30 protein-coding genes and 1 tRNA gene are annotated in these 25,766 nt (G+C 56.4%); 11 read left to right on the forward strand and 20 right to left on the reverse strand.

What is annotated here, in order from left to right; translation table 11 throughout:
- Positions 1-7 precede the first annotated feature (7 nt).
- Genes QPL94_RS12470 through QPL94_RS12480 form a run of 3 tightly spaced genes read right to left on the reverse strand, consistent with a single transcriptional unit; the run spans position 8 to position 1,517 of the window.
- The gene (locus QPL94_RS12470; RefSeq protein WP_285357684.1) at positions 8-358 is read right to left on the reverse strand and encodes a DsrE family protein; all 351 of its coding nucleotides are present in this window, start codon (positions 356-358) and stop codon (positions 8-10) included.
- A 2-nt stretch (positions 359-360) separates the two neighbouring features.
- Positions 361-804, reverse strand: a complete 444-nt coding sequence (tusD, locus tag QPL94_RS12475; protein WP_285357685.1) for a sulfurtransferase complex subunit TusD — start codon at positions 802-804, stop codon at positions 361-363.
- Positions 801-1,517 carry a Bax inhibitor-1/YccA family protein gene (locus tag QPL94_RS12480; RefSeq protein ID WP_285357688.1) on the reverse strand — a complete coding sequence of 239 codons (717 nt, stop codon included), beginning with the start codon at positions 1,515-1,517 and terminating at the stop codon, positions 801-803. Before QPL94_RS12480 ends, tusD begins: the two co-directional genes overlap by 4 nt.
- Positions 1,518-1,801: 284 nt before the next feature.
- Here QPL94_RS12480 and QPL94_RS12485 point away from each other — a divergent pair.
- Positions 1,802-1,892 (forward strand) — tRNA-Ser (locus QPL94_RS12485).
- Between the two features lie 343 nt (positions 1,893-2,235).
- Here QPL94_RS12485 and hemH read toward each other — a convergent pair.
- From hemH to QPL94_RS12505, 4 genes are all read right to left on the reverse strand, one after another.
- The gene (gene hemH, locus QPL94_RS12490) at positions 2,236-3,345 is read right to left on the reverse strand and encodes a ferrochelatase (protein WP_285357689.1); all 1,110 of its coding nucleotides are present in this window, start codon (positions 3,343-3,345) and stop codon (positions 2,236-2,238) included.
- 43 nt (positions 3,346-3,388) lie between these two features.
- Complete coding sequence (locus QPL94_RS12495; RefSeq protein WP_285357691.1) at positions 3,389-3,820, reverse strand: protein tyrosine phosphatase family protein; 432 nt, start codon at positions 3,818-3,820, stop codon at positions 3,389-3,391.
- Positions 3,821-3,915: 95 nt separating this feature from the next.
- Entirely contained in the window at positions 3,916-4,341 is a 426-nt protein-coding gene (locus QPL94_RS12500; RefSeq protein ID WP_285357692.1) for a YeeE/YedE family protein, read from the reverse strand.
- A gap of 3 nt (positions 4,342-4,344) precedes the next feature.
- Positions 4,345-4,785: a YeeE/YedE family protein gene (locus QPL94_RS12505; protein ID WP_285357693.1), complete on the reverse strand. Its 441-nt coding sequence runs from the start codon at positions 4,783-4,785 to the stop codon at positions 4,345-4,347.
- 406 nt (positions 4,786-5,191) lie between these two features.
- Between QPL94_RS12505 and QPL94_RS12510 the strand changes: the two genes are divergently transcribed.
- Positions 5,192-5,611 (forward strand): phasin family protein, encoded by a 420-nt coding sequence (locus QPL94_RS12510; protein WP_137434509.1) that lies wholly within the window; start codon positions 5,192-5,194, stop codon positions 5,609-5,611.
- Between the two features lie 37 nt (positions 5,612-5,648).
- On the opposite strand, the gene QPL94_RS12515 is transcribed toward QPL94_RS12510, so the two are convergent.
- The 10 genes from QPL94_RS12515 to QPL94_RS12560 form a co-directional block, all read right to left on the reverse strand.
- Positions 5,649-6,278, reverse strand: coding sequence for a TetR/AcrR family transcriptional regulator (locus tag QPL94_RS12515; protein ID WP_137434508.1), 630 nt, complete (start codon positions 6,276-6,278; stop codon positions 5,649-5,651).
- Positions 6,279-6,297: 19 nt separating this feature from the next.
- On the reverse strand, positions 6,298-7,110 hold the full coding sequence (xthA, locus tag QPL94_RS12520; protein WP_285357694.1) for an exodeoxyribonuclease III: 813 nt from the start codon (positions 7,108-7,110) through the stop codon (positions 6,298-6,300).
- A gap of 88 nt (positions 7,111-7,198) precedes the next feature.
- Positions 7,199-7,933, reverse strand: coding sequence for a hypothetical protein (locus tag QPL94_RS12525; RefSeq protein ID WP_285357695.1), 735 nt, complete (start codon positions 7,931-7,933; stop codon positions 7,199-7,201).
- Entirely contained in the window at positions 7,930-8,451 is a 522-nt protein-coding gene (locus tag QPL94_RS12530; protein ID WP_285357696.1) for a DUF2878 domain-containing protein, read from the reverse strand. The genes QPL94_RS12525 and QPL94_RS12530 overlap by 4 nt, the downstream gene beginning before the upstream one ends.
- Positions 8,448-9,719 (reverse strand): SAM-dependent methyltransferase, encoded by a 1,272-nt coding sequence (locus tag QPL94_RS12535; protein WP_285357697.1) that lies wholly within the window; start codon positions 9,717-9,719, stop codon positions 8,448-8,450. The genes QPL94_RS12530 and QPL94_RS12535 overlap by 4 nt, the downstream gene beginning before the upstream one ends.
- Positions 9,707-10,630, reverse strand: a complete 924-nt coding sequence (locus QPL94_RS12540) for a DUF1365 domain-containing protein (protein ID WP_285357698.1) — start codon at positions 10,628-10,630, stop codon at positions 9,707-9,709. Before QPL94_RS12540 ends, QPL94_RS12535 begins: the two co-directional genes overlap by 13 nt.
- A gap of 2 nt (positions 10,631-10,632) precedes the next feature.
- Entirely contained in the window at positions 10,633-11,898 is a 1,266-nt protein-coding gene (locus QPL94_RS12545) for an NAD(P)/FAD-dependent oxidoreductase (protein ID WP_285357699.1), read from the reverse strand.
- On the reverse strand, positions 11,895-12,695 hold the full coding sequence (locus tag QPL94_RS12550) for an SDR family NAD(P)-dependent oxidoreductase (RefSeq protein ID WP_285357700.1): 801 nt from the start codon (positions 12,693-12,695) through the stop codon (positions 11,895-11,897). Before QPL94_RS12550 ends, QPL94_RS12545 begins: the two co-directional genes overlap by 4 nt.
- Positions 12,692-13,159 (reverse strand): nuclear transport factor 2 family protein, encoded by a 468-nt coding sequence (locus QPL94_RS12555; RefSeq protein WP_285357701.1) that lies wholly within the window; start codon positions 13,157-13,159, stop codon positions 12,692-12,694. The genes QPL94_RS12550 and QPL94_RS12555 overlap by 4 nt, the downstream gene beginning before the upstream one ends.
- Positions 13,156-14,112 (reverse strand): acyl-CoA desaturase, encoded by a 957-nt coding sequence (locus tag QPL94_RS12560; RefSeq protein ID WP_285357703.1) that lies wholly within the window; start codon positions 14,110-14,112, stop codon positions 13,156-13,158. The genes QPL94_RS12555 and QPL94_RS12560 overlap by 4 nt, the downstream gene beginning before the upstream one ends.
- A gap of 72 nt (positions 14,113-14,184) precedes the next feature.
- Here QPL94_RS12560 and QPL94_RS12565 point away from each other — a divergent pair, with 72 nt between their 5' ends.
- Positions 14,185-15,201, forward strand: a complete 1,017-nt coding sequence (locus QPL94_RS12565; protein ID WP_285357705.1) for an NAD(P)/FAD-dependent oxidoreductase — start codon at positions 14,185-14,187, stop codon at positions 15,199-15,201.
- An 18-nt stretch (positions 15,202-15,219) separates the two neighbouring features.
- On the opposite strand, the gene QPL94_RS12570 is transcribed toward QPL94_RS12565, so the two are convergent.
- Complete coding sequence (locus QPL94_RS12570) at positions 15,220-16,686, reverse strand: HD domain-containing protein (protein ID WP_285357706.1); 1,467 nt, start codon at positions 16,684-16,686, stop codon at positions 15,220-15,222.
- A gap of 114 nt (positions 16,687-16,800) precedes the next feature.
- Here QPL94_RS12570 and QPL94_RS12575 point away from each other — a divergent pair, with 114 nt between their 5' ends.
- From QPL94_RS12575 to QPL94_RS12600, 6 genes are all read left to right on the forward strand, one after another.
- Positions 16,801-18,015 carry a PP2C family protein-serine/threonine phosphatase gene (locus tag QPL94_RS12575; RefSeq protein WP_285357707.1) on the forward strand — a complete coding sequence of 405 codons (1,215 nt, stop codon included), beginning with the start codon at positions 16,801-16,803 and terminating at the stop codon, positions 18,013-18,015.
- Positions 18,016-18,029: 14 nt separating this feature from the next.
- On the forward strand, positions 18,030-18,521 hold the full coding sequence (locus tag QPL94_RS12580) for an STAS domain-containing protein (protein ID WP_285357709.1): 492 nt from the start codon (positions 18,030-18,032) through the stop codon (positions 18,519-18,521).
- Positions 18,522-18,600: 79 nt separating this feature from the next.
- Positions 18,601-19,668 (forward strand): NAD(P)H-dependent glycerol-3-phosphate dehydrogenase, encoded by a 1,068-nt coding sequence (locus QPL94_RS12585; RefSeq protein ID WP_285357710.1) that lies wholly within the window; start codon positions 18,601-18,603, stop codon positions 19,666-19,668.
- A 37-nt stretch (positions 19,669-19,705) separates the two neighbouring features.
- Positions 19,706-20,155, forward strand: coding sequence for a SixA phosphatase family protein (locus QPL94_RS12590; RefSeq protein WP_285357711.1), 450 nt, complete (start codon positions 19,706-19,708; stop codon positions 20,153-20,155).
- A 25-nt stretch (positions 20,156-20,180) separates the two neighbouring features.
- Positions 20,181-20,750: a DUF1285 domain-containing protein gene (locus QPL94_RS12595; RefSeq protein ID WP_285357712.1), complete on the forward strand. Its 570-nt coding sequence runs from the start codon at positions 20,181-20,183 to the stop codon at positions 20,748-20,750.
- Positions 20,751-20,953: 203 nt separating this feature from the next.
- Entirely contained in the window at positions 20,954-21,415 is a 462-nt protein-coding gene (locus QPL94_RS12600; RefSeq protein ID WP_137434491.1) for an FKBP-type peptidyl-prolyl cis-trans isomerase, read from the forward strand.
- Between the two features lie 62 nt (positions 21,416-21,477).
- On the opposite strand, the gene QPL94_RS12605 is transcribed toward QPL94_RS12600, so the two are convergent.
- On the reverse strand, positions 21,478-23,130 hold the full coding sequence (locus QPL94_RS12605) for an electron transfer flavoprotein-ubiquinone oxidoreductase (RefSeq protein WP_285357713.1): 1,653 nt from the start codon (positions 23,128-23,130) through the stop codon (positions 21,478-21,480).
- 416 nt (positions 23,131-23,546) lie between these two features.
- Between QPL94_RS12605 and QPL94_RS12610 the strand changes: the two genes are divergently transcribed.
- The gene (locus QPL94_RS12610) at positions 23,547-24,296 is read left to right on the forward strand and encodes an electron transfer flavoprotein subunit beta/FixA family protein (protein WP_137434489.1); all 750 of its coding nucleotides are present in this window, start codon (positions 23,547-23,549) and stop codon (positions 24,294-24,296) included.
- Complete coding sequence (locus QPL94_RS12615; protein WP_285357714.1) at positions 24,297-25,238, forward strand: electron transfer flavoprotein subunit alpha/FixB family protein; 942 nt, start codon at positions 24,297-24,299, stop codon at positions 25,236-25,238. It begins immediately after the preceding gene.
- Positions 25,239-25,292: 54 nt separating this feature from the next.
- Here the strand turns inward: QPL94_RS12615 and QPL94_RS12620 are convergent, their stop codons facing one another.
- Positions 25,293-25,754, reverse strand: a complete 462-nt coding sequence (locus QPL94_RS12620; RefSeq protein WP_285357716.1) for a hypothetical protein — start codon at positions 25,752-25,754, stop codon at positions 25,293-25,295.
- Positions 25,755-25,766: the final 12 nt, after the last annotated feature.

A 25,766-nucleotide genomic window follows, 5' to 3' on the forward strand; every position in this document is an offset into this window, starting at 1 on the left:
TCAGCTCCTAGCCTGCAAACGCGACGTGATCAAAGCGGGCGGTCAGCTCCGGGCCGAAGTCGGTAATGGTGGCCTGGTCGAGCAGCTCCGTTTCAGCCAGACCATACTGATTACAGGCATGACTGTCTGCCAGCAGAGCTTCCACGCCGAAGATTGGCGCTGCAGACAGATTCCGCTCAATGGATTTCTGCTGAACCTTCGCGGCGTCCTGTCCTTTGCGCAGCCAGTTCACTCCGGCACCGCAGAACAACAGCGACACAGGTTGATCAAACGCGGCCAGGGAGAAGGCCATGTCCAGCGCTTCCCGGCCTTCCCAGGAGCCGTAGGGCGGCTGGTCGATAATGATCAGCGTACTCATCGTCAGCCTCCCTTGTGAAAGTATAAAACCCGGGATTCAGAAGCTGTACTGTCTACCCACTCACCCAGACCTGCTATCTCAAAGGGTGCCCGCAGGTTGGAAGCGGTCAGCTCGTAGCGTTGCCTCTCTGAGTCGTTGACAAGGCCTCGCCGGAGAGCCGAGGCAATACAGGCAACGCCGGGAATACTGTTTTCGGCAAGAAAAGCGGCCCAGGCTTCAGACAGATTCAGTTCATCGGACGGGGGCGCGATAAGGCTGGACGCCAGGTGAACGCCATCACCATAGAGGAATACCCGGTCGATACGCATGTCGGCTGCCAGCACGGCGTGGGCAAACTGCAGGGCTGTTTGCGGTGCCTGAGACGAGTAGGGTGCCCCGGTAATCACCAACGTAAAAACCCCGGCAGGTGCCGGGGTTTTTGTCTGCTCTGGCAGGCTGCTGCTCATTCGTTGGAAAATGCGCCAATGAGGTGAAGCAGGCTCAGGAACAGGTTGTAGATATTGAGGAAGAGGCCTGTTGTCGCCATGATGTAGTTGGTCTCACCGCCGTTCACAATCCGGCTGGTGTCATACAGGATGAAACCGGACATCAGGAACACGATAGCCGCACTGATAGCAAGGCTGAAGGCGCCGATGTCAACGCCGAACATACCGGCAACCAGCGAACCCACCAGCGCTACAAGCACTACAACCAGACCGGCAACCAGCAGGCCTCGCATGAAGCTGAAGTCTTTCTTGGTGGTCAGCACGTAGCCTGACAGCGCAAAGAACACAACGGCCGTTCCGCCCAGGGCCTGCATCACAATCTGGCCGCCGTTGGCCATGGCCATGTAGTAGTTCAGGGTTGGACCGATCGAAAGACCGAGAAGGCCTGTAAACGCGAAGACCACACCAATACCGGCAGAGCTGTTGGCGGTTCTTGGCAGAACCAGCCACACCAGGGCGAGTGCGCCCAGCATGCAGATGAGGCTTACGCCTCGTCCCAGGCCGATAGACATGGAAACGCCAGCCATCACGGCACTGAACAGCAGGGTCATGGCGAGCAGGCTATAGGTGTTACGCAGAACCTTCGTCGCCTCAGGACTGATGGCGGCTGTGCCAGAGCCACGGTTTATCGTGATGCCCTGACTCTTCTGAACGTTATACTGTCTGTTTTCCATTCTGAATCTTCTCCGGTTTTTAACAGCCGTTGTTAAACAGCTAGTGTGGCGCAGGAGCCCAGCATGGCTCCGCATCCGAATTCTTACTCCATCATAATGCCGAATTCCCAACTTTCAATCGTTTCTGACTTAAATGGTGGGTAAAGATTCCCTTGAATACCATTAACTCCAGGTTAGATTTCCCTGAAGGGTTCAATCCTGCCCGGAATTTTGCAGGGCGTTGACAGGGCAGGAGATTCCGGTATCATGCTCCCCGCTGTCGCAATGACGGCTGTGGAGAAAACGGTGGGCTGGCAGAGTGGCTGAATGCAGCGGTCTTGAAAACCGCCGAAGGTTAGTAGCCTTCCCGGGGTTCGAATCCCTGGCCCACCGCCACTTTCTCTTCATTCTCTTTGGTTTCCCGTCACTTTCACTACCTTCAATCCCGCTTGTAGTCCGAGTTGATTCCGCGTGATCCGACCCCATAATTGACTTACAGATGTGAAGGGGGCCCAGCTATGCAGAATTCAAAGACCGATCAGGAGACGACTCAGGACGTTCGCCACGACCGTAAATTCTCGGTGTCGGCCAATCGTGGTGGGGCAAGCCATAAAGTTCGTTATGTGGAGGCTGGGGGAGCGGCAGTGGATACGCAGGAGTGTGCGTTCTGCGAATCAGTGCCAGACCTTTCCGAGAGCCCTGCAAAGAACAGGACTTCCTGAGATAAGCCTGGTTCAGATCACAGGCCCCGGCCCGGGTACTGGGCCTGCTTCTGTTTCTCTGCAAGCCTCAGCCGGGTGGCCAGTTCCTCCGGCTTGTTGGTGGGCACTGTCCAGCCCTGCAGGTTGTCTTCAATCAGTTGCGTCAGAGCACTGATATGCCCCGGTGTTGCATTCAGCGCCGGTATATAGCTGAAACCTTCGCCGCCCGCTTCGATGAAGTATTCCCGATTCTCTTCATCAATTTCCTCAACGGTTTCCAGGCAATCCGAGGAGAAACCGGGGCAGAAGACATCGATCGACTTTAGGCCTTTTCCGGGCAGGGATTTCAGGGTCTCGTCGGTGTAGGGCTGCAACCATTCCTCCCGTCCGAAACGGGACTGGAAGGTCGTCATGTAGTCATCCTTCGACAAACCGAGCCTTTCTGCCAGCAGCCGTGACGTCTTGTGGCATTCGCAGTGATAGGGATCGCCCTTTTCCAGGTATTTCAGAGGTACGCCGTGGTAGGAAAGAATCAGCTTTTCATTTCGCCCATGCTCATTCCAGTGTGCCTGGATATGGTTGGCCATGGCCTCGATGTAGGGCGGGTAGTCCGGGTAGTGGGAAACAAACCGGAGATCCGGTATCCAGCGCCGCCGGGTGAAGTCATGGGCAATGGCATCAAACGTGGATGCCGAGGTCGAAGCCGAGTACTGGGGATACAGCGGCAGTACCAGTAACTGCCGAACCCCCTGGGCCTGCATTTCGTCCAGAACCTTTGAAACACTCGGGTTGCCATAGCGCATGGCAAAACCAACCACGATGTTGTTGCCGTACTTTGCCTGCAGCTCTTTACGAATGCCTTCCGCCTGTTTGGCGGTGTGGGTCAGCAGCGGCGAGCCCTCAGGTTGCCAGACGCTGGCATAGGCCTTGGCGGAGCGGCTGGGCCGGATCCGCAGAATAATGCCATGCAGGATCAGCCACCAGATCGGCCGGGGCACTTCCACCACCCGGGGGTCCCACAGAAATTCGCCGAGGTACCGGCGCAGGGCTGATGGCGTCGGGGCATCCGGGGTTCCCAGATTGGTGACCAGTACCCCGGTCTTTTCCGGATGGTCATGGCGAAAGTTGGCGGTACCCTTGTACTGCATGGTGCTGGATCCTGGTAGCGTTTGTGTCCGGGCGAAAGGTGACTCAGGACTTCTTCTGTGCCTGCTCAGCCATTCTTGGTGCCAGGCCGCCGATATCATAGCCGGCATTGCGGGCTTTGCTGACGATGTCCTGTGCCGGTTTGTAACGGGCGGAGCTCAGTGCCCAGAGAACCGTGCAACGTGTTCCCGAGCGACAGAAAGCCAATACGGGTTTCTCGGCCTCCCGGATCATTGCATCAAACCGGTCCACGTCATTATCCAGGATATTGCCGGATTCCACTGGCAGATAAACCCATTCCATACCATTTTCACGAGCAGCGGCTTCGATGTCAGCCATAGCGGGCTGCCCGGCTTCCTCACCGTCGGGCCGGTTGGCCACCAGGGTTCTGAAACCCAGCTTTGCAGCCTCGGTTATGTCGTCTACCGACAACTGAGGGGCCACGGAAATCGTCTCATCAATGCGTCTGATGTCCATTCAAGATCCTCTAACCAGTCATGAAAAGCCAATGCATAATGCCATAGTGAGCCCGCCTGTGTCAGAGGGATGTGAGGGGCGGGCAACGGGTGATTTCATTTCGCAGCCCGGTTGTTCTCAATCACCTCGAACAACCCCATACCAGCGATCATTGCCACCACGAAGACCAGGGCACCGGTTTTACCAGCTCCCAGCGCTACCAGTCCCGGTCCGGGACAGAAGCCGGCCAGCCCCCAGCCTGCGCCGAACAGCACGCTACCGACCACCAGCCGCTTGTCGAGACGGTCGGAGGTGGGCAAACGCATATCGAAGCCGAGAAAGGACAGTGTCCGCTTCTTTGCGACGGTAAAGGCCAACAGGCCTACAAGAATGGCGCCTGCCATCACAAAGGCCAGGGAAGGATCCCATTGCCCGGCAATATCGAGGAAACCGAGAACCTTTTCGGGATTGGCCATACCACTGACAAGCAGGCCCAGGCCAAACAGCAGGCCAGCACCGAATGAAGCAAGATTGAATTTCATGAATCAGGCTCCTTGAATCAGGTGGCGGATGACATAGACGGTAATAAAGCCGGCTGCCATAAAGGTCAGAGTCGCAGCCAGCGAACGTACGGATAACCGGGACAGGCCACAAACGCCATGCCCGCTGGTACAGCCGGAGCCATAGCGTGTGCCGATGCCCACCAGCAGACCCGCCACGATAAGGGCCGGGTAACTCGCTTTGATCTCAATGGCTGGCAACTCCGCGGTCATCATCCACAGCAGGGGTGCGGCTAACATGCCGGCCAGGAAGGCGAGGCGCCAGAGCACATCACGCTTCTGCGGCGTCAGCAGACCACCAAGAATTCCGCTGATACCGGCAATTCGCCCATTCAGCAATATGAACGCGGTTGCCGACAAACCAATAATGATTCCGCCGGCCAATGCGGACCATGGGGTGAAATGTCCCCACGCGATTTCAATCATGCAGTGCATCCTCGTAGAAGCAATAGAATAGAAGCAATAGAACTATAGATATATCTTAGGGTAATAACTATATAACGAATTTGAGGCATAAAAAAGCCCGGCACTGGAGGCCGGGCAGAGGCGTGCGAGTAGTATCCATGAAAGACTTCCAGACAAACCGGCATCAGCAGGGATACCGGTACAGTGAAGTATTGACCATATTTTGAACACTTCAAGCCTGCGAACGATTCGTTTGATCACATTTTTTCATATTGAAAGTGTGCTTATACTAAAGCCGCTGGTGGTGCGGGTTTCAGGGCAAGTGCCAAAAGGCCGTTGTGGAAGATTTCCGGTTGCTGACTGAAATTCGGGGCCTGCTGTAATACAATCAGTGGTAACAGAGCGTTTATATCCTCCGAGGTTTTGCATGTCTGACGAAAACGAAAACAAGCCGGAAAACGACGAACAGCTGGCGGGTAAGATCAAGGGGTCTGCAAGGCAGATCTGGCTTGCCGGGCTGGGAGCCTACACCAAGGCAGAAGAGGATGCCGGCAAGTTTTTCGAGCGCCTGGTCCAGGAAGGCGAACAGCTGGAAAGCAAGACCCGCGGTGTTGTCGAGAAACACGTTCGGTCGGTGGAGGATCGCGTGGGTGATGTGCGGGACAGGGCCACAGGTACCTGGGACAGACTCGAGCACCTGTTTGACGAGCGGGTGTCCGGGGCGTTGCGCCGCCTGGGTATTCACCGCCGCGAGGACATAGACGCTCTGGAGCGCCGGATACAGGCGCTCGAAGCCGAACTTGTCCGGTTACGTGAACAAACCGAGGACCGTTCCGAGGAGGAATGATCCGCCATCGCTGTTGCTGGAGCTCCGGGGTTCACGCTCAGAGATAATCCCGGCTCATCAGGTAGATCTGTTCCTTTTCCTCAGACCTCAGGTAGGGCAACAGCAAGTACATCATCTGGTAAACGCCGCGGCCGGGATCCATGGATTCGCGGTCTTCCAGGTGCGACAGGCTGTCGAAACTGCTCCAGTAACAGGCTGTCAGGGTCAGCTGGTCGCACAGGGCCTCCAGTTCTCCGTCGGTGATCTCCATGATGCCCTGGCGCCGAAAGCTCTCACAGATCGTCCTGAAACCGCTGGTTTTCTTCTTGAGTATGCGGCGGAAACGCGTCTGCAGCTGTTCGTACCGTGACAACACGTTCACCAGGTCCTGGTACAGGAAACGGTAGCGGGCGACGGTTTCAAACAGCAGGTGCAGGAAGAAACTCTGTTGGTCCAGGCTGATATCGGCATCCGCAGGCACCGCCAACAGGTCGAGCATCTCGTGCTCGTAACTGGCAAATAACTCCCCGACGATGTCGCCCTTGCTCTTGAAATGGTAATAGAGGTTGCCGGGGGATATATCCAGTTCGTCAGAAATCAGCAGGGTCGTGACGTTGGGTTCGCCGGTGCTGTTGAACAGCATCAGGCTGGCCTCCAGAATTCGGTCGCGGGTTTTGATTTTTTTCATGGCGCGGCCTGGAAGGGGGTCAGATGTCGAAGCTGGCCCACACCGGACAATGGTCCGAGGGCCGCTCCATGGCACGAATGTCGTAGCTTACCCCGGCTTCCTTCGCCTTTGGCAGCAGGCTGTCACTGGCCATGACCAGATCAATCCTCAGCCCCCGGCGCGGGTCCCGTTCAAACCCTTTGCTGCGATAATCGAACCAGCTGAAGGTGTCTGATTCCTCCGGGTGCAGATGCCGGAACACATCGGTAAAGCCACGGCTTTCCACCTGTCCCAGCCATTCCCGCTCTTCCGGAAGGAAGCTGCATTTCCCTGTACGTAGCCAGCGCCTGGCGTTGTCGGCACCGATGCCAATATCCAGGTCGGTGGGGGAAATATTCATGTCGCCCATGAGCACAATCTCGTTGCCGGTCGCCTTGAGTTCGTCCAGGTAGCGCATCAGGTCGGCGTAGAACTTCTCTTTGGCCGGGAACTTCACCGGGTGATCCCGGCTTTCACCCTGGGGGAAGTAGCCGTTAACCACTGTCAGCTTATGGCCGTCTACGGTGAAGTGGCCGGTAATCAGCCGCCGCTGGGAATCCTCGCCATCCCACGGGTAGCCTTTCTGAACACTGTCTGGTTCCTGACGCGAAAGCAGGGCAACGCCGTAATGGGTTTTCTGACCATGAAAGTGAACGTGGTAGCCCAGGTTCCGGATAGCCTCCACCGGAAAATCTTCGTCAGTCACCTTGGTTTCCTGCAGGCCGATGACATCCGGGTTGAGATCCCTTATGACGGCCTCAAGCTGGTGCAGTCGGGTGCGAATACTGTTGACGTTGAAGGAGACAAACATCATCTGTGAAGGCTCTCTGTTGTAGCTGTGGCGGAAAACAGAAAGTCTATCATAACAGGCAGGGGTGTCTGCGTTGGCTGTGAGGACGGATTCAGCGGGTCAGTTCACAATCCGGGGTGGTTTCCACGGTATAGCGGATATGGGCGGTGTAATTGGTGTCCCTGTCCTTGCGGATATTGGTCAGCCCTATGTAGTCCGTCAGCATGCCTTCTTCGTTGTAGCCCAGCAGAATCGGGTCCACCAGGAAACCGAGAATGACACCGGACGGCTTTATCCGCACCGTATACGCGGCATCAATCCGGTTGTCGCCTGCGGGCTCCAGAACAAACCCGTAGGCCTTGCCGCGGGTAGGCGCCAGGAAATCGAATTTCACACTGTCGCCGGACGTGACAGCCGCCCAGTTCTGTCGGACCAGCTGATCAAAGCCCGCATCCGCCACCAGGGTGTCGGTAACCTCTACCGAGAAGCTCTCCCTGTCCCCGTCTGGCGTGCGCCATTCGATCTTCAGTTCATCATCGTTCCGGTTGGTGATGTCCATGGCTTCGCTGAATTCCGGCTGCCGAAAGTCAACGGTGGGGCGCAATTGCGACTCATCGTAGGAAAGTGTCTTGTTGGCGAATTCATCGCCGCCGGCGCGAACGTAAGTAACGGTTTGAGTAGCGGGGTAGAACAGGCCGTCTGAACACTCGCCTTCCACAAGATGGCGCTCTTCATAGATTACCTTGTCATCGTTTATCGCCGTGGCTTCACCAGTGAAGCGTACTTCCGCCGCCATGGTGGTGAGCACCGGCAGGGAGAAAGCGAAAAACACCACCATTCGTTTCATCGGGCCAGCTCCGGGTAGAGGAATTTACGCAGGTAAAGCAGGGCCGGAAACACCACCAGCCAGCCGGCGGCCAGTGCCAGCAGTGACACGGTCAGATCGGGAAGTTCGACCGCCCCCAGTTGGCTCGCGGACCAGTAGGCGAATGGACCTGCAATCGGTGCACACACAAATGGCAGCCAGACCCTGCTGCTGATCCAGGACAGGGAGTGGGAGAGGGTGGTCATGAATATGGCCCAGATACCCACCAGCCATACCGGCGTGAGTTCAACACTGCCGGTACCGTCATCGAGGATACCGGTCTGGAACCAGATGCCATCAAGCACGCCGCCAAGGACGGCGCCGGCGCCAATAAATTGCAATTCGGCGAGGCGGTGCCTGCTGATAAAGGCAAGATGAAAGGCTACCAGCAGCACCACGAAGCCTGCGGCCGGAAGGCCCGGGTAAAGAACGCAAATGAACCAACCCGCCTGGAACAGAACGAAATTGATGGTGTTACGGACGATATCTGACTGGATCATACGCTGAGGATATTCGCGCGTTTGTTGCCCGGCTTGGCGAACACTATTTGCGACACGCCAATGGCCCGTTCGCTGAATCCGGCCTCGCAGTAGGCAAAGTAAAAATGCCAGAGCCTGCGAAAGGCTTCATCGTATCCCTGGCCCTCAAGCTTTTCGCGGTTTGCCATGAACCGTTCGCACCAGTCGTGCAGGGTACGGGCGTAGTGAAACCCGATATCCTCAGCATGGGTCATCACCAGATCGGATCCGCTACGAACAGAGCCCAGAATGGCACCGAACGAGGGGATGAAACTGCCCGGGAAGATGAACCGCTGAATGAAGTCGACACTTTTCAGTGCCCGTCGGTAGCGCTGCTCGGGCATAGTGATGGCCTGGACCAGTGCCAGTCCCTCGGGTTTCAGCAACCGGCTGATCTGGGAAAAATAGCTGTCCAGGAACTGTGGGCCGACCGCTTCGATCATCTCGATGGACACCAGCTTGTCGAACTGGCCCTCCAGGTCCCGGTAGTCATCAAACAGCAGGGTGATTCTGTCCTCGAGGCCCTCGGCCTTCACCTTTTCTCGCGTCAGCTCAAGCTGTTCGGACGAAATCGTGGTGGTGGTCACATGGCAGCCGTAATGCCTGGCAGCGTGTACCGCAAAGCCGCCCCAGCCGGTACCGATTTCCATCACATGATCACCGGGTTGAAGGGCAAGCTTGCGGCAGATGGTATCGAGTTTGTGTACGGCCGCCTCCTCCAGGGTCGCTTCAGGGCGCGGGTAGATAGCCGCCGAGTACATCATGGTGGGGTCGAGAAAGGTTTCAAACAGGTCGTTGCCCAGGTCGTAGTGGGCACTGATGTTCTTGCGGGAACCCTCTCTGGTGTTCCGGTTCAGCCAGTGCAAGCCTTTTAGCGCCGGCTTGGTGATCCAGCTGAATCTGTCCTCAAATTCGTTCATGCGGTCCACGTTGCGGGTGAAGAAACGCAACAGGGCCACCAGGTCCGGTGTTGACCAGTCTCCGGCCACATAGGATTCTGCTGCACCAATACTGCCGCCGGTAAGCAGGTCCTTCCAGGTACTGCTGTCATGGATAACCAGTTCGGCTGGCGCAAAGCGGATGTCGCCATTGCCGAAACTCAGAGTCTGCTGGCCGGCCTCACGAATGGTCAGGGCGCCGTCTTCCAGCAGTGACAATTGCTGGCAGACCAGGTGCCGTGCCACACGGCTGGTCAGGGGGGCATGCCTTCCGGCGCCTGTGGATTCAAATGAGGTGTTCAGGTTCTCCATGAGCTTACCTTTCCGGTTGTCTTTGTTCGGTCGGTGGCCCTGGTAACATCAAGGCCTGAATCGGTGCTTCCGAGCCTGTGGGCAGGGTCGCTTTCCGGAAGCTTGTCCGGGTGGGTGAAAAAGGGCACGCCCTTGAGTTTCAGCTTCAGTGCGTGCCAGTAAATTCCACCCACCACCTTCAGCGCTTCGACGGGAAACTGCCTGAGGCTTCTGTGAAGTTGTTTACGATCCAGGGGGGTGCGTCGGACCACCAGAGTGGCATCAAAATGTTTACGGTCGTCCTGAAATACATTCATGTGAATGCGCACTTCAGGGCCCCGGAAACTGAAGGTCCATTGGTAATGCTGGTCCATGGGGTTGAACGGAGATACATGGAAACGTTTGCCGAACCCGAAACGCTCCGTGCGCCAGCCGGCACTGGTAGGGTCCGCCCCGGTGCTTTCCAGGCAGTACATGTGGCGGTCCTTCCAGGGGGTGTTGGTAATCTGGGCCAGAATTACCCTTGGTACTGCGCCATTGTCAGGCCTGTCACCGGCGTTGTAGCAGAAGTAGAAGCTGACCGGGTTAAACACGTAACCGAAATAGCGGGGGTGGGTAATCAGCTCTACCGGGCCGTCCGGTTTCCAGCCTGTCGCGCTCTGCACCTGATTCGTCACGGCCTGCAACAGGTTGTCTTTCTCGGGCTGGAAGTAGTCCTGCCGCCGAAGCGAAAGCCAGTTGAACTTCTCCAGCGAAAACAGACGGCTTATGTCAGTCACTGAGTGCCACTCCCGCAGATCCAGTGCCAGCATGCCGGTGCTGTAACTGAACTCATGGCGCACAGGCGTCATGCGTCGATGGCGGATGGTGCCTTCCAGCCACTGGCTGTGAAGGCGATCGCCGATCAATGTGTCTTGCACGGCAGCGTTCATGGCTACAACTCCACACCCAGCGCGCTGGTGACACGCAATGCGCTGCACACGCCATCTTCATGAAAGCCGTTGAACCAGTAGGCGCCGCAGAAATGGCTGCGATTGAGGCCGCCGATTTCGTCATAACGCTTCTGGGCGGCAACGGCTTCCAGGGTAAACACCGGATGGGCGTAGTCGAACCGTTTGATAATGCGATCCGGAGCAATATCAGCGCTGCGGTTGAGGGTGACGCAGAAGGTTTCCGGGGCATGGTGAAAGTTCTGCAGCACATTCATGTTGTAAGTAACGGAAACCGGCTCGGTACTGTGTTGGGGAATAAAGTAGTTCCAGGCTGCCCAGGCGCGCCGGTTCGAGGGAAGTACCGTGCTGTCAGTATGAAGCACCACGTCATTGCTCTGGTAGGTAATGGCTCCCAGGATTTCCATTTCCCTGGCGGTGGGGTCCTTGATCATTTTCAGCGCCTGGTCGCTGTGACAGGCAAACACTACCTGGTCAAATTCCTGTTGCTCATCGTTCACGGTTACCAGCACCTTATCCTGCTGACGTAACACAGCGGTCACCGGGCTGTTCAGGTGGGTGTGGTTTTCAAGCCGGACCATCATGGCTTCGACATAGCGGGCAGAACCGCCGGAAATAACCCGCCATGTGGGCCGGTCGTCTACTGACAGCATGCCGTGATTGTTGAAAAACTGCAGGAAGAAGCGGATCGGGAACTGTTCCAGCACAATTTCCGGTGCTGACCAGATAGCGGCGCCCATGGGAACGATGTAGTACTTGCGGAAATACCGGGAGTAGCCGTTACGGTTGAGGTATTCCCCAAGGCTTTCTTCGTCCCCGATATTGCCTTCTGCCAGGTCTGCGCGGGACTCCCTGTTGAATCTCAGAATCTCCCGGATCATACGGAGGAATGGCAGATTCAGCAGGTTGCCGCGCTGCGCAAACAGCGTGTTCAGGCTGGTGCCGTTGTATTGGAGGCCAGACGAGTGACAGTCAACACTGAAGCTCATGTCGCTGACTTCGGACTCAACCCCCAGCCGATCCATCAGCCTGATAAAATTGGGGTAGGTCCAGTCATTGAAGACAATAAAGCCGGTGTTGACCGGCCATTCGCGTCCGCCGGCCGTCACCGATTCTGTGTTGGTATGACCGCCAGCGTAGTCTCCGGCCTCAAACAGTTCTACATGGTACTTTTCCGATAGCAGCCAGGCTGTGGTCAACCCCGATACACCAGCGCCAATAACGGCAATACGTTGACGTTCGTTACTCATTCATTGGATTCCTGTTCTTTCCTGCTTTGCCGACTCATGCTGGCTGCCATTCGGTCAATCAGGCCCTGGGGCAGGGCACCGAGGAGCTTCAATGTCCATGTAAAACGTTTGGGAAATGCGATCTCCGTTTTTCCCTTGCGCAGCCCGTTTACAATCCGTGTTGCTGCATCTTGCGCAGATACCAGGAAGGGCATGGGAAAATCATTGCGATCGGTCAGGGGCGTTTTCACAAAGCCCGGGGAAACCACCACAACATCGATGCCTTCGGAGGCCAGGTCCGCCCGCAAGGCGTGGGCAAAATACGTCAGTGCCGCCTTGGACGCGCCGTAACCTTCCGCCCGCCCGAACGGAAACCACCAGGCCGAGGAACTGACAATCACCAGGGTGGCCGGACGTCCCTGTTGCACCGTGCGGCGAAGTGCGGGCAGGGCGATATCCAGGCAGCGGGCGGTACCCACCACATTGGTGGTCACGTTGTGGTCGATGATGCTGCTGTCGTATTCCGCAATTTCCAGGTACTCACAGGTGCCAGCATTCAGAATGGCCATGTCCAGGCTGCCGAACGTTTCCAGGTCAGCGCTGATTGACTGAAGCGCTTCCCGGTCCGTGGTGTCGGCCATGGCGGACTTCATCCGTTCCGGTGCCAGGGCGCACAGTTGGTCAAGTGCTTCCCGCCTGCGACCGGTGATGATCAATCGATGGCCCTGTTGGACAAGTTCCCTGGTAACCGCCTCTCCGATACCGGAACTGGCCCCGGTGATCCAGATACTGGATGGTGAATCAAGCCGTTGACTCATCCTGCCTGGCTCCTTATCCAGCGAATAACGCCGCCCATGATCGGGAGGTTCTCGTAGAGCAGTTGGCCCGCGTCAAAGTAGTCGCGATGAGAGAGGACACGCCCCTCGCGGATCACCAGTTGGCTGATGCCGTCCACTTTCACAGCCTTACCTTTAAGAATGCGCTTGTGCTGCAAGTGCATCACCCAGGGGATGCACACGTCTTCACCGTTGATCACAGGGTCGCCGAAATCGAACCCGCAAGAGATGACGTTGGCGTAGGCCCCGGTGAAATATTCTGTGAGCTCATCGATGCCCCGAACCGTGGTAAAGGGATCCGTAAAGCGGACGTTGTCGCTGTACACGCTGCCCAGCTCCGCCATATTGCCAGCGCAGAGATTGTTAAAGAGTTGCCTGAAGCGACCAAGGGTTTCATGCACCGACGAATTCCTGTTACCCATATCAATGATTGAGGCGGTACTCATGATCTTTTCCTCCTCATGGCATCCAGTTGGCGGGTTTCTTCCTGAATGTGCTCTGGAATCGGGTTCAGGTCCCAGATGATGCCCAGGCGCGCTAAAAGCCAAAGTCCGTACCAGGTCATATCCACCTCATACCACCGGAATCCCTGGCGCACGGATTGCGGCCAGCGATGGTGATTGTTGTGCCAGCCTTCGCCCATGGTAATCAGGGCCAGCCAGACGTTGTTTCTGCTGTCGTCGCCGGTTTCGAAGCGACGTTTGCCCCACACATGGGACAGGGAATTGATGGACACGGTGGCATGGAAGAGCACTACCGTGGAAATGAAGAAGCCCCACACCAGCAGTTGCAACCCATTTGTGCCCAGCTCCGGGGCCCGGGCAGCCAGACCTTCGCCCAGCGCATAGATGACAATAGCGGCCGCTGCGGGCACCAGCGAGTCAAAACGGTTCAGGAAACGCAGCTCCGGGAACTTCATCCAGTCCTTAACCCGGCGCTCATTCATGGCAAACCCCGCGTCACAGGTAAACCAACCGACATGGGACCACCAGAATCCGCCCTGGTGGGGGGAGTGCAGATCCATTTCATCATCGGAGTGCTGGTGGTGGTGCCTGTGGTGGGCGGCCCACCACAATGGTCCGCGTTGGGCTGCACTGGCACCGAGGGCTCCGAACAGGAATTGCGCCACGCGGCTGGTCTTGAACGTTTTATGGGCGAAGTAGCGGTGGTAGAAGCCGGTAATGGCAAACATACGCACAGCAAAGAATGCAGCCGCAAAGACCACAGCAAAGGTACTGGTGCCGGTAAAAATGACCAGCAAACAGGCAAGATGAAGTGCTATAAAGGGCACTACCCTGAGAAAATTGAAAGCGCGAGAGCTTGTGTCGAGGTGATCCGAACCCGCAGTGGAGTCGAACCACCTCAGAATGTTTGTCAGCCAGTTTTGCACTCGGGTCATACCCTGATTGCCCTTTAGTTCGAGGTTTACTCTGTTACGTTTCTTCAACCGGATCTGGATGCACGATAAACAATGTTTAACCAAACCGATCAGATGCCTGTTATACGCCGGATAGCCATTGTTGGTTCAGGGCTGGCCGGACTGACTGCCGCACTTTTGCTCAGGGAAAAAAATGTTGACGTCACGGTCTTTGAAAAAAGCCGCGGCCCGGGCGGGCGGATGGCCTCAAAGCGTGTTCCCGGAGGCTCTGCCGATATCGGTGCCCAGTACTTTACAGCGCGAAACCCGGCGTTCACGGGGTTTCTGGCCCACTACGCCGGTGAGGACCGGTTCGGGACCTGGCCGGGGCGGTTCGGCTATCAGAATCCTGATGGCGAATGGGAGTCCTTTCCGGATGAGACCCGATACGTCGGGATTCCCCGAATGACCGCTATCACGCGGGGCCTGGCCTCGACAGTGGATGTGCGAGCCGAAACCCGTGTTGAACGCCTGGTTCGTAGTGGCCGGGAGTGGACTCTCCGGGACACTGACGGTGAGTCTCACGGCCCCTTTGACGGGGTTATCGTAACCGCGCCGCCGGCGCAGGCGCAGGAACTGTTCAGTAACAGCGGGTTGCAGGCGCTTGCCAGCGGTCTGGATGAACCGGTCCGCCACATCCAGCCGTGCTGGGCAACCGCGGTGCATCTTCCGGAGCCGCTGGAGCAGCCTTATGAGGGGATGCGTTGCCAGGATGAGGTGCTTTACTGGGTTGCCAATAATTCCAGCAAGCCGGGCCGGGAAGATAAGGGCCAGTGGTGGGTTCTGCACGCCAACCCGGAATGGTCCCGCTTTCATCAGGATTCGGCCCCGGAACAGGTGGCCAAAGACATGGTTGCGGCATTTCAGCGGGTTACCGGCTGCAACATTCAACCTGATGAGGTGCTGTCCCATCGCTGGCTCTATGCAAAATCGTCATCCCCGGACCAGCCCGGTTTTCGGTGGTTCGATGATCACTGCATTGGCCTGGCCGGCGACTGGCTCAGTGGTGGTCGTGTGGAAGGGGCGTTCGAGAGCGCCCAGGGGCTGGCGGAGGAAATACTTTCCCTCTGAATGGGCTGGTGCCGGTGCTCAGCGATCGTCGAGCACATCTGGCCGCACATAAAAGTGGCTGATGGTGCCGTCACTGAACTTGCTGAAGAACGCGCTGACATCGGTAATCTTTTTCAGGGAGCGGGTTCGATTGATCGGGTCCCTTGCCAGCACTTTGATACCATTGAAATTGTCCTGGATATTGGAGAACCGGGCGCGCATGGAACAGGTCACCACCTGTTCCTGATGCAGGTTCAGTTCGCGGGACAGCCAGCTGCTGTGATCGCTGATACCCTGGGGCGATAGGTCTTCGCGGGTATCAAGGTGGTTCAGCTTGATGCGATCCACAATGCATCGTGAATAGCTCGAAGGCTTCTTCCGCGCCACCTTGCGAAACGCCTCCCAGAAGAAACTGTCAGTCAGCTCCGCAAAATACCGCATGTTACTGAGGCAGGTGTCCACCCAGTCAAAAATCTCCGGGTCTTCCAGTACCTCGTTAATGGCTTCCCGCAGCAGCCAGTCGAAGCCAAGAGCGGTTTTGTGGGCGTAAACCTTTCGGTACATCTGGTGGCGGCTGTAGACAAAATCTTCCAGGGCGCCCAGGCCCTTCTGGGTGATGGCCAGGCCGAGCCAGGGTTCGCGCACATCCCAGCCAAAGCGCAGGTTGCTGAGCAGGTGATCCAGATTGAAACCGCCAATGGTCACCGAAGAGTGGAAACCGTCCCGGAGCATGTAATCCGCCCGGTCTGCGTCGATCTCGCCCGACACGATGGATGACAGCAAATCCATCACCAGTCGCGGCGTATCCGCCTCGCTGAGAACACCGGATTCGGCATCCTCGCCGGCAATAAAGTTCCAGAAGGTACGCGCGTGCCTGCAGAAGGCGTCACTGGGGCTGACATCCGTGGTTTCCATGATTCCGATCACGTCTCTGGCGTCCAGCCCCGCTGAGTCGAGATCAATGGAGCTGAGCACATCATGAGCGACGCGTACGGAATAATGTTCGTGTTCAAGCTCCACCGGCCGTTCAGAGTGGTATAGCGAGTAATCAACACCTTCCCAGAGGTCATCGAAACGGTCCGGGCGCGACATCAGATCATGAATCCGCCGGGCCTGGGTGAACTGATGGGAAAAGCTTGAATGGCCACTATCGTGCAACAGGCAGCCCAGGCGGATGGTTTTGGCCAGGTAGTCGATGGCGTCCAGCTGGCTCAGGCTGAGGTCGGTCTGGTCGCTCAGTTGCCGTTCCCGCAGATAGGCATCGATCATGGAGCGGAACATACGGGTGCCCACGTGCATGACACCGATGCTGTGCAGGAAGCGGGAGTGTGTTGCACCAGGGAAGACCAGGCTCAGTATGTCGTTCTGGCAGATATTGCGCAGACGCTGAAACAGGGGGTGGTCGATAACCTTTATTTCATGCCGGTATAGCGGAATGCCGCCATGAACCGGGTCCATGATCAGTTTGTCATAGGCCCCGAGCAGATCATTTACGGCACTTCTCATAGATTACAACCTCCCAAAAACATCAAACATGTCTTGTTATATCACAGGGGCATGCCAGAATAGATATCAGAAAGCCGATTTCCCGTTTACCAATGGTAGTTTAGGGCAATAACCATGACAGCGCGCACTGAGCGCATTCTTATAATTGATTCAGATGAGCATGCCCGTTCGGAACTGGGTCGGTACCTTGAGGCCAGAGGTTTCTATGTAACCGGCTATGCCGATCTGAACTCGGCTCGCTCCCTGTTCAATGACAATATTCCGGACATTATTTTCGCCGATATGTCTCCGGAGGCCATTGGGGAGCTGGCTAACCGGCTGGAAGATGCTGAAACCTTTACACCTATTGTTGCCTGTTACTCCACCGAAAATGCGCCTGAAATAGTCAATGCCCTGCGGGCAGGCGCAGCGGATATCGTGCTTAAGCCCTGTTCGGATGATCGTGGTGCCCTGGACGACGTACTCGGTAAACTGTTTGACCGGGTGCGGGTAAATCGGCTCAATCAGCTTTATCGGCAGGAGCTGGAAGAAGCCAACCGCGACCTGCGGGACGGTATTGCCGAGTTGCGGGCCGACCAGCGGGCAGGGCGCAAGGTTCAGCTGCGTATGTTGCCCGACAACGAGCAAGTCTTGTCGGGCCTTTCTATCGAACATCTGATCAAGCCGTCATTGTTTCTCAGTGGCGACTTTCTCGATTATTTCCGTATATCCGAAGACAAGGTGCTGGTTTACATTGCTGACGTGTCCGGCCATGGTGCCAGCTCTGCGTTCGTAACCGTGCTGCTGAAGAACCTGACAAACCGGCTTCAACGCAACCTGCGGCGCGGTTCCAGCGACGACATACTGTACCCTGAGCGGTTCCTTGAGCGAATCAACTCAGAATTGCTGGATACCGGCCTGGGCAAACACGTGACCGTGTTTGTGGGAATTATTTCCACCACCGACCGGTGCCTGCGGTATTCGGTGGGGGCACATTTTCCCATGCCCATCCTGTCGGTGGAAGGCGGCCGAACCGAGTTTCTCGAGGGTAGCGGGCTGCCGGTAGGGCTGTTTGAGGCTCCGGAGTGGGAAGTCTACGAGGTGCCGCTGGAGCAGCCGTTTCACCTGATTCTGTTTTCAGACGGTATACTGGAAGTGATCAAGGCCAAAAGCCTTGATGAAAAGGAAAAGACATTACTTGAACTCGTCTCGGGAGGTAGTCACACTATTGCTTCGCTGAGCGAAGCTCTGAATCTCGACGAGATCACAGAGTTACCTGACGATATTGCTATTGTATCGGTAACGGACATGGTTCCGGAGCCCGATAGAGATAGCCCAACGTCGAAATAGTGGCAGTGGATTCAATGGCTGGTTACAAGATCCTGCAAGCTGTAAAACAGGGCATTTATGTCCTGAAGTTTATTGGAGAAATCCGGCTGAACCTATGTTCGACGCTGGACCATCTGGTTGAGTCCATCACCCAGGACCCCGAGTTCAAAACGGTGGTTATCGATCTCACGGAAACCGAGATTATCGACAGTACCACCCTTGGGCTGCTGGCCAAGATCGCCATGGCGGCCCAGAAACGCAGTAATTTCCTGCCAACGATGATTTCCACTAACCCGGATATTACCCGAATCATTACTTCCATGGGTTTCGACAAGATATTTATTATTGTCCGAGAGCCCGCTTCCCGAATTGAGGAGCTGGAAGAAATACCCGTATTGCGTGCCAGCGAGCAGGACGTCCGGGACAAGGTTCTGGACGCGCACCGGGTGCTGATGGGCCTGAACAGCCGCAACCGGGAAGAATTCAAGAACCTGGTGCGTGCCCTGGAATGCGAAGAGCCTGGTTAAAGCCGGCGATCGTTACAGTGTTGTCCATTCCTGCCGGCCGTAACCGGGCCAACGATAAGCAAGCAACAACGGAACAACTATGCCTGATAATAAAGCCCCACGGCCACCGGAGTCCGCTCCAACAGGCCACGATGTGGCAGTCCTTGGCGGCGGAAGTTTCGGTACCGCCATGGCCAAGGTTCTTGGAGAAAACGGCCATACCGTGCACTTCTGGATGCGTGATGCAGCCCAGGCCGATGAGATCCGCGATACCGGGATTAACAGCCGTTATATGCCCGACGTCAAGCTGACTGGCGATATCCAGCCGACCACCAGTCTTCCGGAGGCAATAGGCAGGGCAGAAATTGTATTGGTCGCCATTCCCAGCAAGGCATTCCGGGCCGTCATCCGGGATAATAGTGCCGAGTTCCATGAAGGCCAGATTGTCGTCAGCCTGACCAAGGGTATTGAGGAACACGGTTTCAAGCTGATGAGCGAGATTCTGCAGGAAGAGATCCCGCGCTGTCGGATCGGTGTTCTCAGTGGCCCGAACCTGGCCGGAGAGATTGTCAGCCAGGATCTCACCGCCACCGTTATTGCTGCCAAGGATCCCGATGTTCGCCGCACCGTCCAGGAACTGCTGGGCTGTGAATATCTGAGGGTGTACGCCAACGTCGATGTCTACGGCGTGGAGCTGGCCGGGGCGTTGAAGAATATCTACGCCATCGTGGCCGGGCTCGCCTCGGCGCGGGATCTGGGTGAAAACGCCAAGGCCATGCTGATTACCCGCGGGCTGGCGGAGATGAGCCGCTTTGCCGTCAGTCTCGGGGCAAACCCGATGACCTTTATGGGGCTGGCCGGCGTCGGGGACCTGATCGTAACCTGCACCTCTCCGAAGAGCCGTAACTATCGTGTGGGCTATGCCGTGGGTAAGGGCAAGGCACTCGACGATGCCGTGGCCGAGCTGGGTCAGGTCGCTGAGGGCATTTACACCCTCAAACTGGTCAAGGAAAAGTCCGAAGCCATCGGTATCTATATGCCTCTGGTAAGAGGCCTGTATGAAATACTCTATGATGGCGCATCCATCAGTGCGGTCATTAACAGCCTGATGATGTCGGTCCAGAACTCCGACGTGGAATTCATTCTGCCGCGTACTCTTAGTCAATAGTCAGTCAACAGCGCTTCGGCATATCCGGAGGTAAGCAGTGCACTTGATTATCATGCGTCATGGTGAAGCCGGTTGGCACACCCTCGACAGGGAGCGGGAGCTGACGGAATTCGGCCGGCACGGTGTGGCGGATGTTGCAGCGCAGATCGCAGAGTCACCCTGGCGGCCAGAATTTATCTGGTGCAGCCCGCTCGTGCGTGCCCGCCAGACGGCAGCAATCGCCTCGGAGATCCTCAATTGCGCGGTTACCGAAAAAGACTATATTACTCCGGACGATGACCCGGGGCGCTGTCTGGATAAGCTTATTGAAGCGGCACCGTCGCAGCTGATGATTGTGTCCCATATGCCCTTTGTCGGCAGCCTCTCAACGCTGTTGGTGGATGGTCATCGCAAAGGAATACCCTTCATGACCGCCCAGGCCGTCGTACTCGAGATGCCTGTTGCCGGGCCAGGGTGCGCAGACCTCAGGGCCCAGTTTCTGCCATGACCGGATTTACTGAGGAATCGTCCTTATGACCCAGAAGCCCGAAACAATTGCCGAACAGGTCGAGAATGCGCAAGCCTCGAGTAAGGGACTGCCGCCTCTCGACAAGTGGAATCCGGAGCTGTCTGGAGCTATTGATATTGTCATCGCTCGTGACGGCCAGTGGCTCTACCAGGGCAAGCCCATTGGCCGTGAGGCGATCGTACGGTTATTTTCCACCATCCTGCGGCGCGAAGACGATGGGCACTATTATCTGGTCACGCCGGTGGAAAAGTGGCGGATTACCGTCGAAGACGCTCCGCTTCTCGCACACTCTCTTCATGCCAGCGGCCAGGGCAGGGAGCAGGTGCTGTCTGTGACCACCAATACCGGCGAAACCATAGAGATTGGAGAGGCGCATCCGCTTCACGTCGGAACCTACGAAGGTACCGACGAGCCGCGGCCAGTGGTTAAACTGCGCCATGGCATTGAAGCGCGGCTTGTCACCGCCGCTTATTACGACATGGCGGACCTGGTGACCGAAGAAGTCATTGAAGGCGAAACCGCCATAGGTGTCTGGAGTAGCGGAAATTTCTATAAAATTGCCGCCAACGGTTGAATTATGGGGCACCGTCCCAAATAACTGACGGTAGAAAACGCAGTACGACACTTGTTAAACTGTGCTTTCGAACTTGTTACCGAGCCTGGCTCTCTAACGAGGCCCGGTGGTCGTAAGTCCCTCTGTGCAGTCTGGCTGTTCAAGATTACTTTCGATTACCCAAATTTAAATCAAACAGTCATTGCGACACGCAAGGAGATCACATGGCCCAACCTCGTGTTGTCACCATCCATTACACGCTCACCAACGACCAGGGAGAAGAACTGGATTCCTCCCGTGTAGAAGGTCGCGAGCCTCTGTCCTATGTGGAAGGTGCTCAGAACATTATCGGCGGATTGGAAAATGCGCTGAATGAAAAGAACGCTGGCGATCAGGTGAAAGTATCTGTCGAGCCCGGAGAAGGCTACGGCGAAGTCAACGAAGAACTGGTTCAGCCGGTTCCGCGTTCTGCGTTTGAAGGTGTGGACACCATCGAGCCGGGCATGCAGTTCCAGGCACAGACTCCGGGCGGCCCCCAGGTAGTTCGTGTTGTGGAAGTAGGCGACGAAACTGTCACTATCGACGCAAACCACCCGCTGGCAGGTCAGACCCTGCACTTTGACGTGGAAGTGGTTGAAGCGCGCGAAGCAACCGACGAAGAGCAAGAGCACGGTCACGCTCACTAAGGCTTTTTAAAGTTGCAAAAAAACGGCCCCTTGTGGGCCGTTTTTTTATGCAACATTCCAAATCACATATTCGGATAATTCGGACCACCGCCGCCTTCCGGCGTTACCCAGGTAATATTCTGGGCCGGGTCCTTGATGTCGCAGGTCTTACAGTGCACGCAGTTCTGGGCGTTGATCTGGAACTTCTTGCCACTGCCATCCTCTGCATCAACCACCTCATACACACCTGCCGGGCAGTAGCGCTGCGCGGGTTCGTTGTACTTCGGCAGATTCTCCTTGATCGGGATCTCAGGGTCCGACAGCTTCAGGTGAATCGGCTGATCTTCCTCGTGGTTGGTGTTGGAAATGAACACCGAGGACAGCTTGTCGAAGGTCAGTTTGTTATCCGGCTTGGGATAAGCAATCTTCTTCGCCTGGTCAGCTGGCTTCAGGGTTGCATAATCTGGCGTAGTGTCGTGGAAAGTAAACGGCAGGCTGCCCCGCAGTATATTCTGCTCGAAATAGGCAATACCACCACCCACGATGTTGCCGAACTTGTGCATCGCCGGACCAAAGTTGCGCTCGTCGTACAACTCTTTATACAGCCAGCTGTCCTTGAAGCGTTCCTCAAAGCTGGTGATTTCCTCACCGCTCTTGCCATCCTTCAGAGCCTCGAACACAGCTTCTGCGCCCAGGATGCCGGACTTCATGGCAGTGTGAGAGCCCTTGATCTTGGAGCTGTTCAGCGTGCCGGCGTCGCAGCCCAGCAGCAGGCCGCCGGGGAAGCTCATCTTCGGCAGGGAGTTGAAGCCACCCTTGGTGATGGCGCGGGCGCCATAGGCTACTCGCTTGCCGCCTTCCAGGTGCTTCTTGATCTCCGGGTGCAGCTTCAGGCGCTGGAACTCATCGAACGGGCTCAGGTGCGGGTTGCTATATGACAGGTCGGCGATCAGACCAACGTAAACCTGCCCACTCTCCAGGTGATAGAGGAAAGAACCGCCGGTGGAGCCGGATTCATTCAGCGGCCAGCCGGTGGTGTGGATAACCAGGCCGGGCTCGTGTTTGGCCGGGTCGATGTCCCACAGTTCCTTGATACCGATGCCGTAGTGTTGCGGGTCCTTGCCTTCGTCCAGCTTGAAATCCTGGATCAGGCGTTTGCCCAGGTGGCCACGGCAACCTTCGGTAAACAGGGTGTACTTGGCGCGCAGTTCCATACCCGGCATGTAGCCGTCTTTTTCGGAGCCGTCACGGGCTACGCCCATATCGCCAGTGATGATGCCCTTGACCTGACCATCTTCAACGATGGTTTCAGAGGCGGCAAAACCGGGATAGACCTCAACACCCAGGCCTTCAGCCTGTTCGGCAAGCCAGCGGCACAGGTTACCCAGGCTGATGATGTAGTTGCCGTGGTTGTGCATGTTCTTGGGCACAAAGGCATTGGGGATCTTGCTGGCGTTTTCCTGGTTCTTCAGCAGGAAAATGTCATCCCGCGTGACCGGCGTGTTCAGCGGTGCGCCTTTGTCTTTCCAGTCAGGGAACAGTTCGTTGAGGGCAGTGGGCTCAAACACCGTGCCCGCCAGAATATGAGCCCCGATCTCGGAACCTTTCTCAACGACACAGACGGTCAGTTCCTGTTCGGCTTCCTGGGCCATCTGCATGACGCGACAGGCTGCCGAGAGGCCAGCTGGGCCACCGCCGACGATCAGAACATCAAATTCCATCGATTCGCGTTCCACGTTGGTCTCCTCATCTTTATTGGTAATGCCAACAGGCAATTTCTCAGGGGCGTCATCATACCGGTAAAACGTTGTGTAGACGACTCCCTCAAAGCGAAAGCCCCTGTTCTGTTAACTGAAAGGATACCGCAATTGAATAATCAAACAAACGTTTGTTTGAAATTTGGGCTTACCTTTGGCATTGTTAAATGGCGCTGGGCTAAAATGTGTTTTTTGAGTCATTTTTTAGTATCGTCTCACGCTCAGGTGGAGTCAACTGGTGTGCATTGGCCGCGAGCGCGGCTGTTTAACGTCCAGTGGGGCTATTGACCCCGATGCCCTTTGCCTGCAGTATTATGACGCCCTTACAGACAGCAGGCCCCGCAAGCATGTGCTGTTCTCAAATGTAAACTCATCGTATGAAGAACGAGGAATCTATGAAGGTTCTGGTCGCCGTAAAACGAGTTATCGACTACAACGTGAAGGTGCGCGTCAAGCCGGACAACACCGGCGTTGATCTCGCCAACGTCAAAATGGCAATGAACCCATTCTGCGAAATCGCTGTTGAAGAAGCGGTTCGCCTGAAAGAGAAGGGTGTTGCCAGCGAAATCGTGGTGGTATCCATCGGCCCGAAGGCCTGCCAGGAGCAAATCCGTACCGCTCTGGCTCTGGGTGCTGACCGTGGTATCCACATCGAAACCGACGAAGAGGTTCAGTCTCTCGAAGCGGCGAAGCTGCTCAAGAGCGTTGTTGAGAAGGAAGAGCCCAAGCTGGTCATTCTCGGCAAACAGTCCATCGATTCCGACAACAACCAGACTGGCCAGATGCTGGCCGCGCTGACTGGTATGGGGCAGGGTACGTTTGCCTCTGAAGTGGTTGTTGAAGGCGACAAGGTTAACGTAACCCGTGAAGTCGACGGCGGCCTGATGACCGTTGCGCTGAACCTGCCTGCGGTTGTTACCACGGACCTTCGCCTGAACGAGCCGCGTTACGCTTCTCTGCCAAACATCATGAAGGCCAAGAAGAAGCCGCTGGACAACATGAGCCCGGCTGACCTGGGTGTTGAGCTTGCTCCGCGTCTTTCTACCCTGAAGGTAGAGGCCCCGGCCTCTCGCCAGGCAGGCGTGAAGGTTGCTGATGTAGCTGAGCTGGTCGACAAACTGAAGAACGAAGCGAAGGTGATCTAAATGAGCATCCTTGTAATTGCTGAACATGACAACAGCGAGCTGAAGCAGGCAACCCTGAACGTTCTGGCTGCTGCCAAAGCCATCGGTGGCGACATCGACGTACTGGTTGCCGGCGAGAACTGCGGAGCGGTAGGCGAAGCAGCGGCGAAAGCCGAAGGCGTTAGCAAGGTACTGGTCGCCGACAACGCCGTGTATGGCCACTTTCTGGGTGAGAACCTGGGTGAGCTGGTTGCCGAGGTAGGCAAAGGTTACAGCCATATCCTGGCCGCCGCTGGTACCGTTGGCAAGGATTTCATGCCGCGCGTTGCCGCGCTGCTGGACGTTGCCCAGGTGTCCGACATCATGCGTGTGGAGTCCGAAGACACCTTCGTTCGCCCGATCTACGCCGGTAACGCCATTGCCACCGTCAAATCCACTGACAGCATCAAGGTGATCACGGTTCGTCCGACTGCCTTTGATCCGGTTGCCGGTGAAGGCGGTTCTGCGACAGTTGAAACCCTGGATGTTGTTAAAGACGCCGGCCTGTCCCAGTTCGTCAACGAAGAGCTGGCCAAGTCTGACCGTCCGGATCTGGCAAGCGCCGGTATCGTGGTTTCCGGTGGTCGTGGCATGCAGAACGGCGAGAACTTCAAGATGCTGGAGCAGATTGCCGATCTGATGGGTGCTGCTGTTGGCGCTTCACGTGCTGCGGTAGACGCCGGCTTCGTGCCCAACGACATGCAGGTCGGTCAGACCGGCAAGATCGTTGCACCACAGCTGTACATCGCCGTTGGTATTTCCGGTGCCATCCAGCACCTGGCGGGCATGTCTGACTCCAAGGTGATCGTTGCGATCAACAAGGACGAGGAAGCGCCGATTTTCCAGGTAGCGGATTATGGCCTGGTCGCGGACTTGTTCGAAGCGGTTCCGCAGCTTGAAGAAGAGTTGAAGAAAGTTCTCTAACTTTCTGATTTCTAAAAAAGGCACCTGAGGGTGCCTTTTTTTATAGGCTTGAACTTATTTATCTTTCAGGTTTTTCCGTTCAGTCAGTTTCTTCTCTTTCTTACCAATAAACAGCGAATCCGCCAGGATATGCAGGGCCTTGTTGGTGGTATGAACCGTGCGATAGATCCTGTCACTGGTCTGATCGTGGCTCCGCCGTGCCCGCCGAGCGTTTTCCCGTAGTTCCTCACTGGTTGAGAAGCGGTCGATGAGGCTGAAGGTGGTTGTGGTTATAGTCCTGTGTACTTTCTCCACGGCACTGGTGCCGTTCTTGACGGTTTCTTCCAGAAGCCGGGCGCGATTGCGGGTTTCCATCAGGTCCATGCGGCTTTTTTGCAGGTGGTTGTGGGCTGAAATCTGTTTTGCTCTGAGCACTCTGAGGTCATGAGTGTTACGGGCGTGCTGCCTGATGGCAAAAACGACGAGCCCGGTAGTGACGGCAGTAGCAAGCAGGCTGAGCAGGGTGGTTGCGTCCATAGCGGCTCCTGG

This window comes from Marinobacter sp. SS13-12, from assembly GCF_030227115.1.
GTDB lineage: Bacteria > Pseudomonadota > Gammaproteobacteria > Pseudomonadales > Oleiphilaceae > Marinobacter.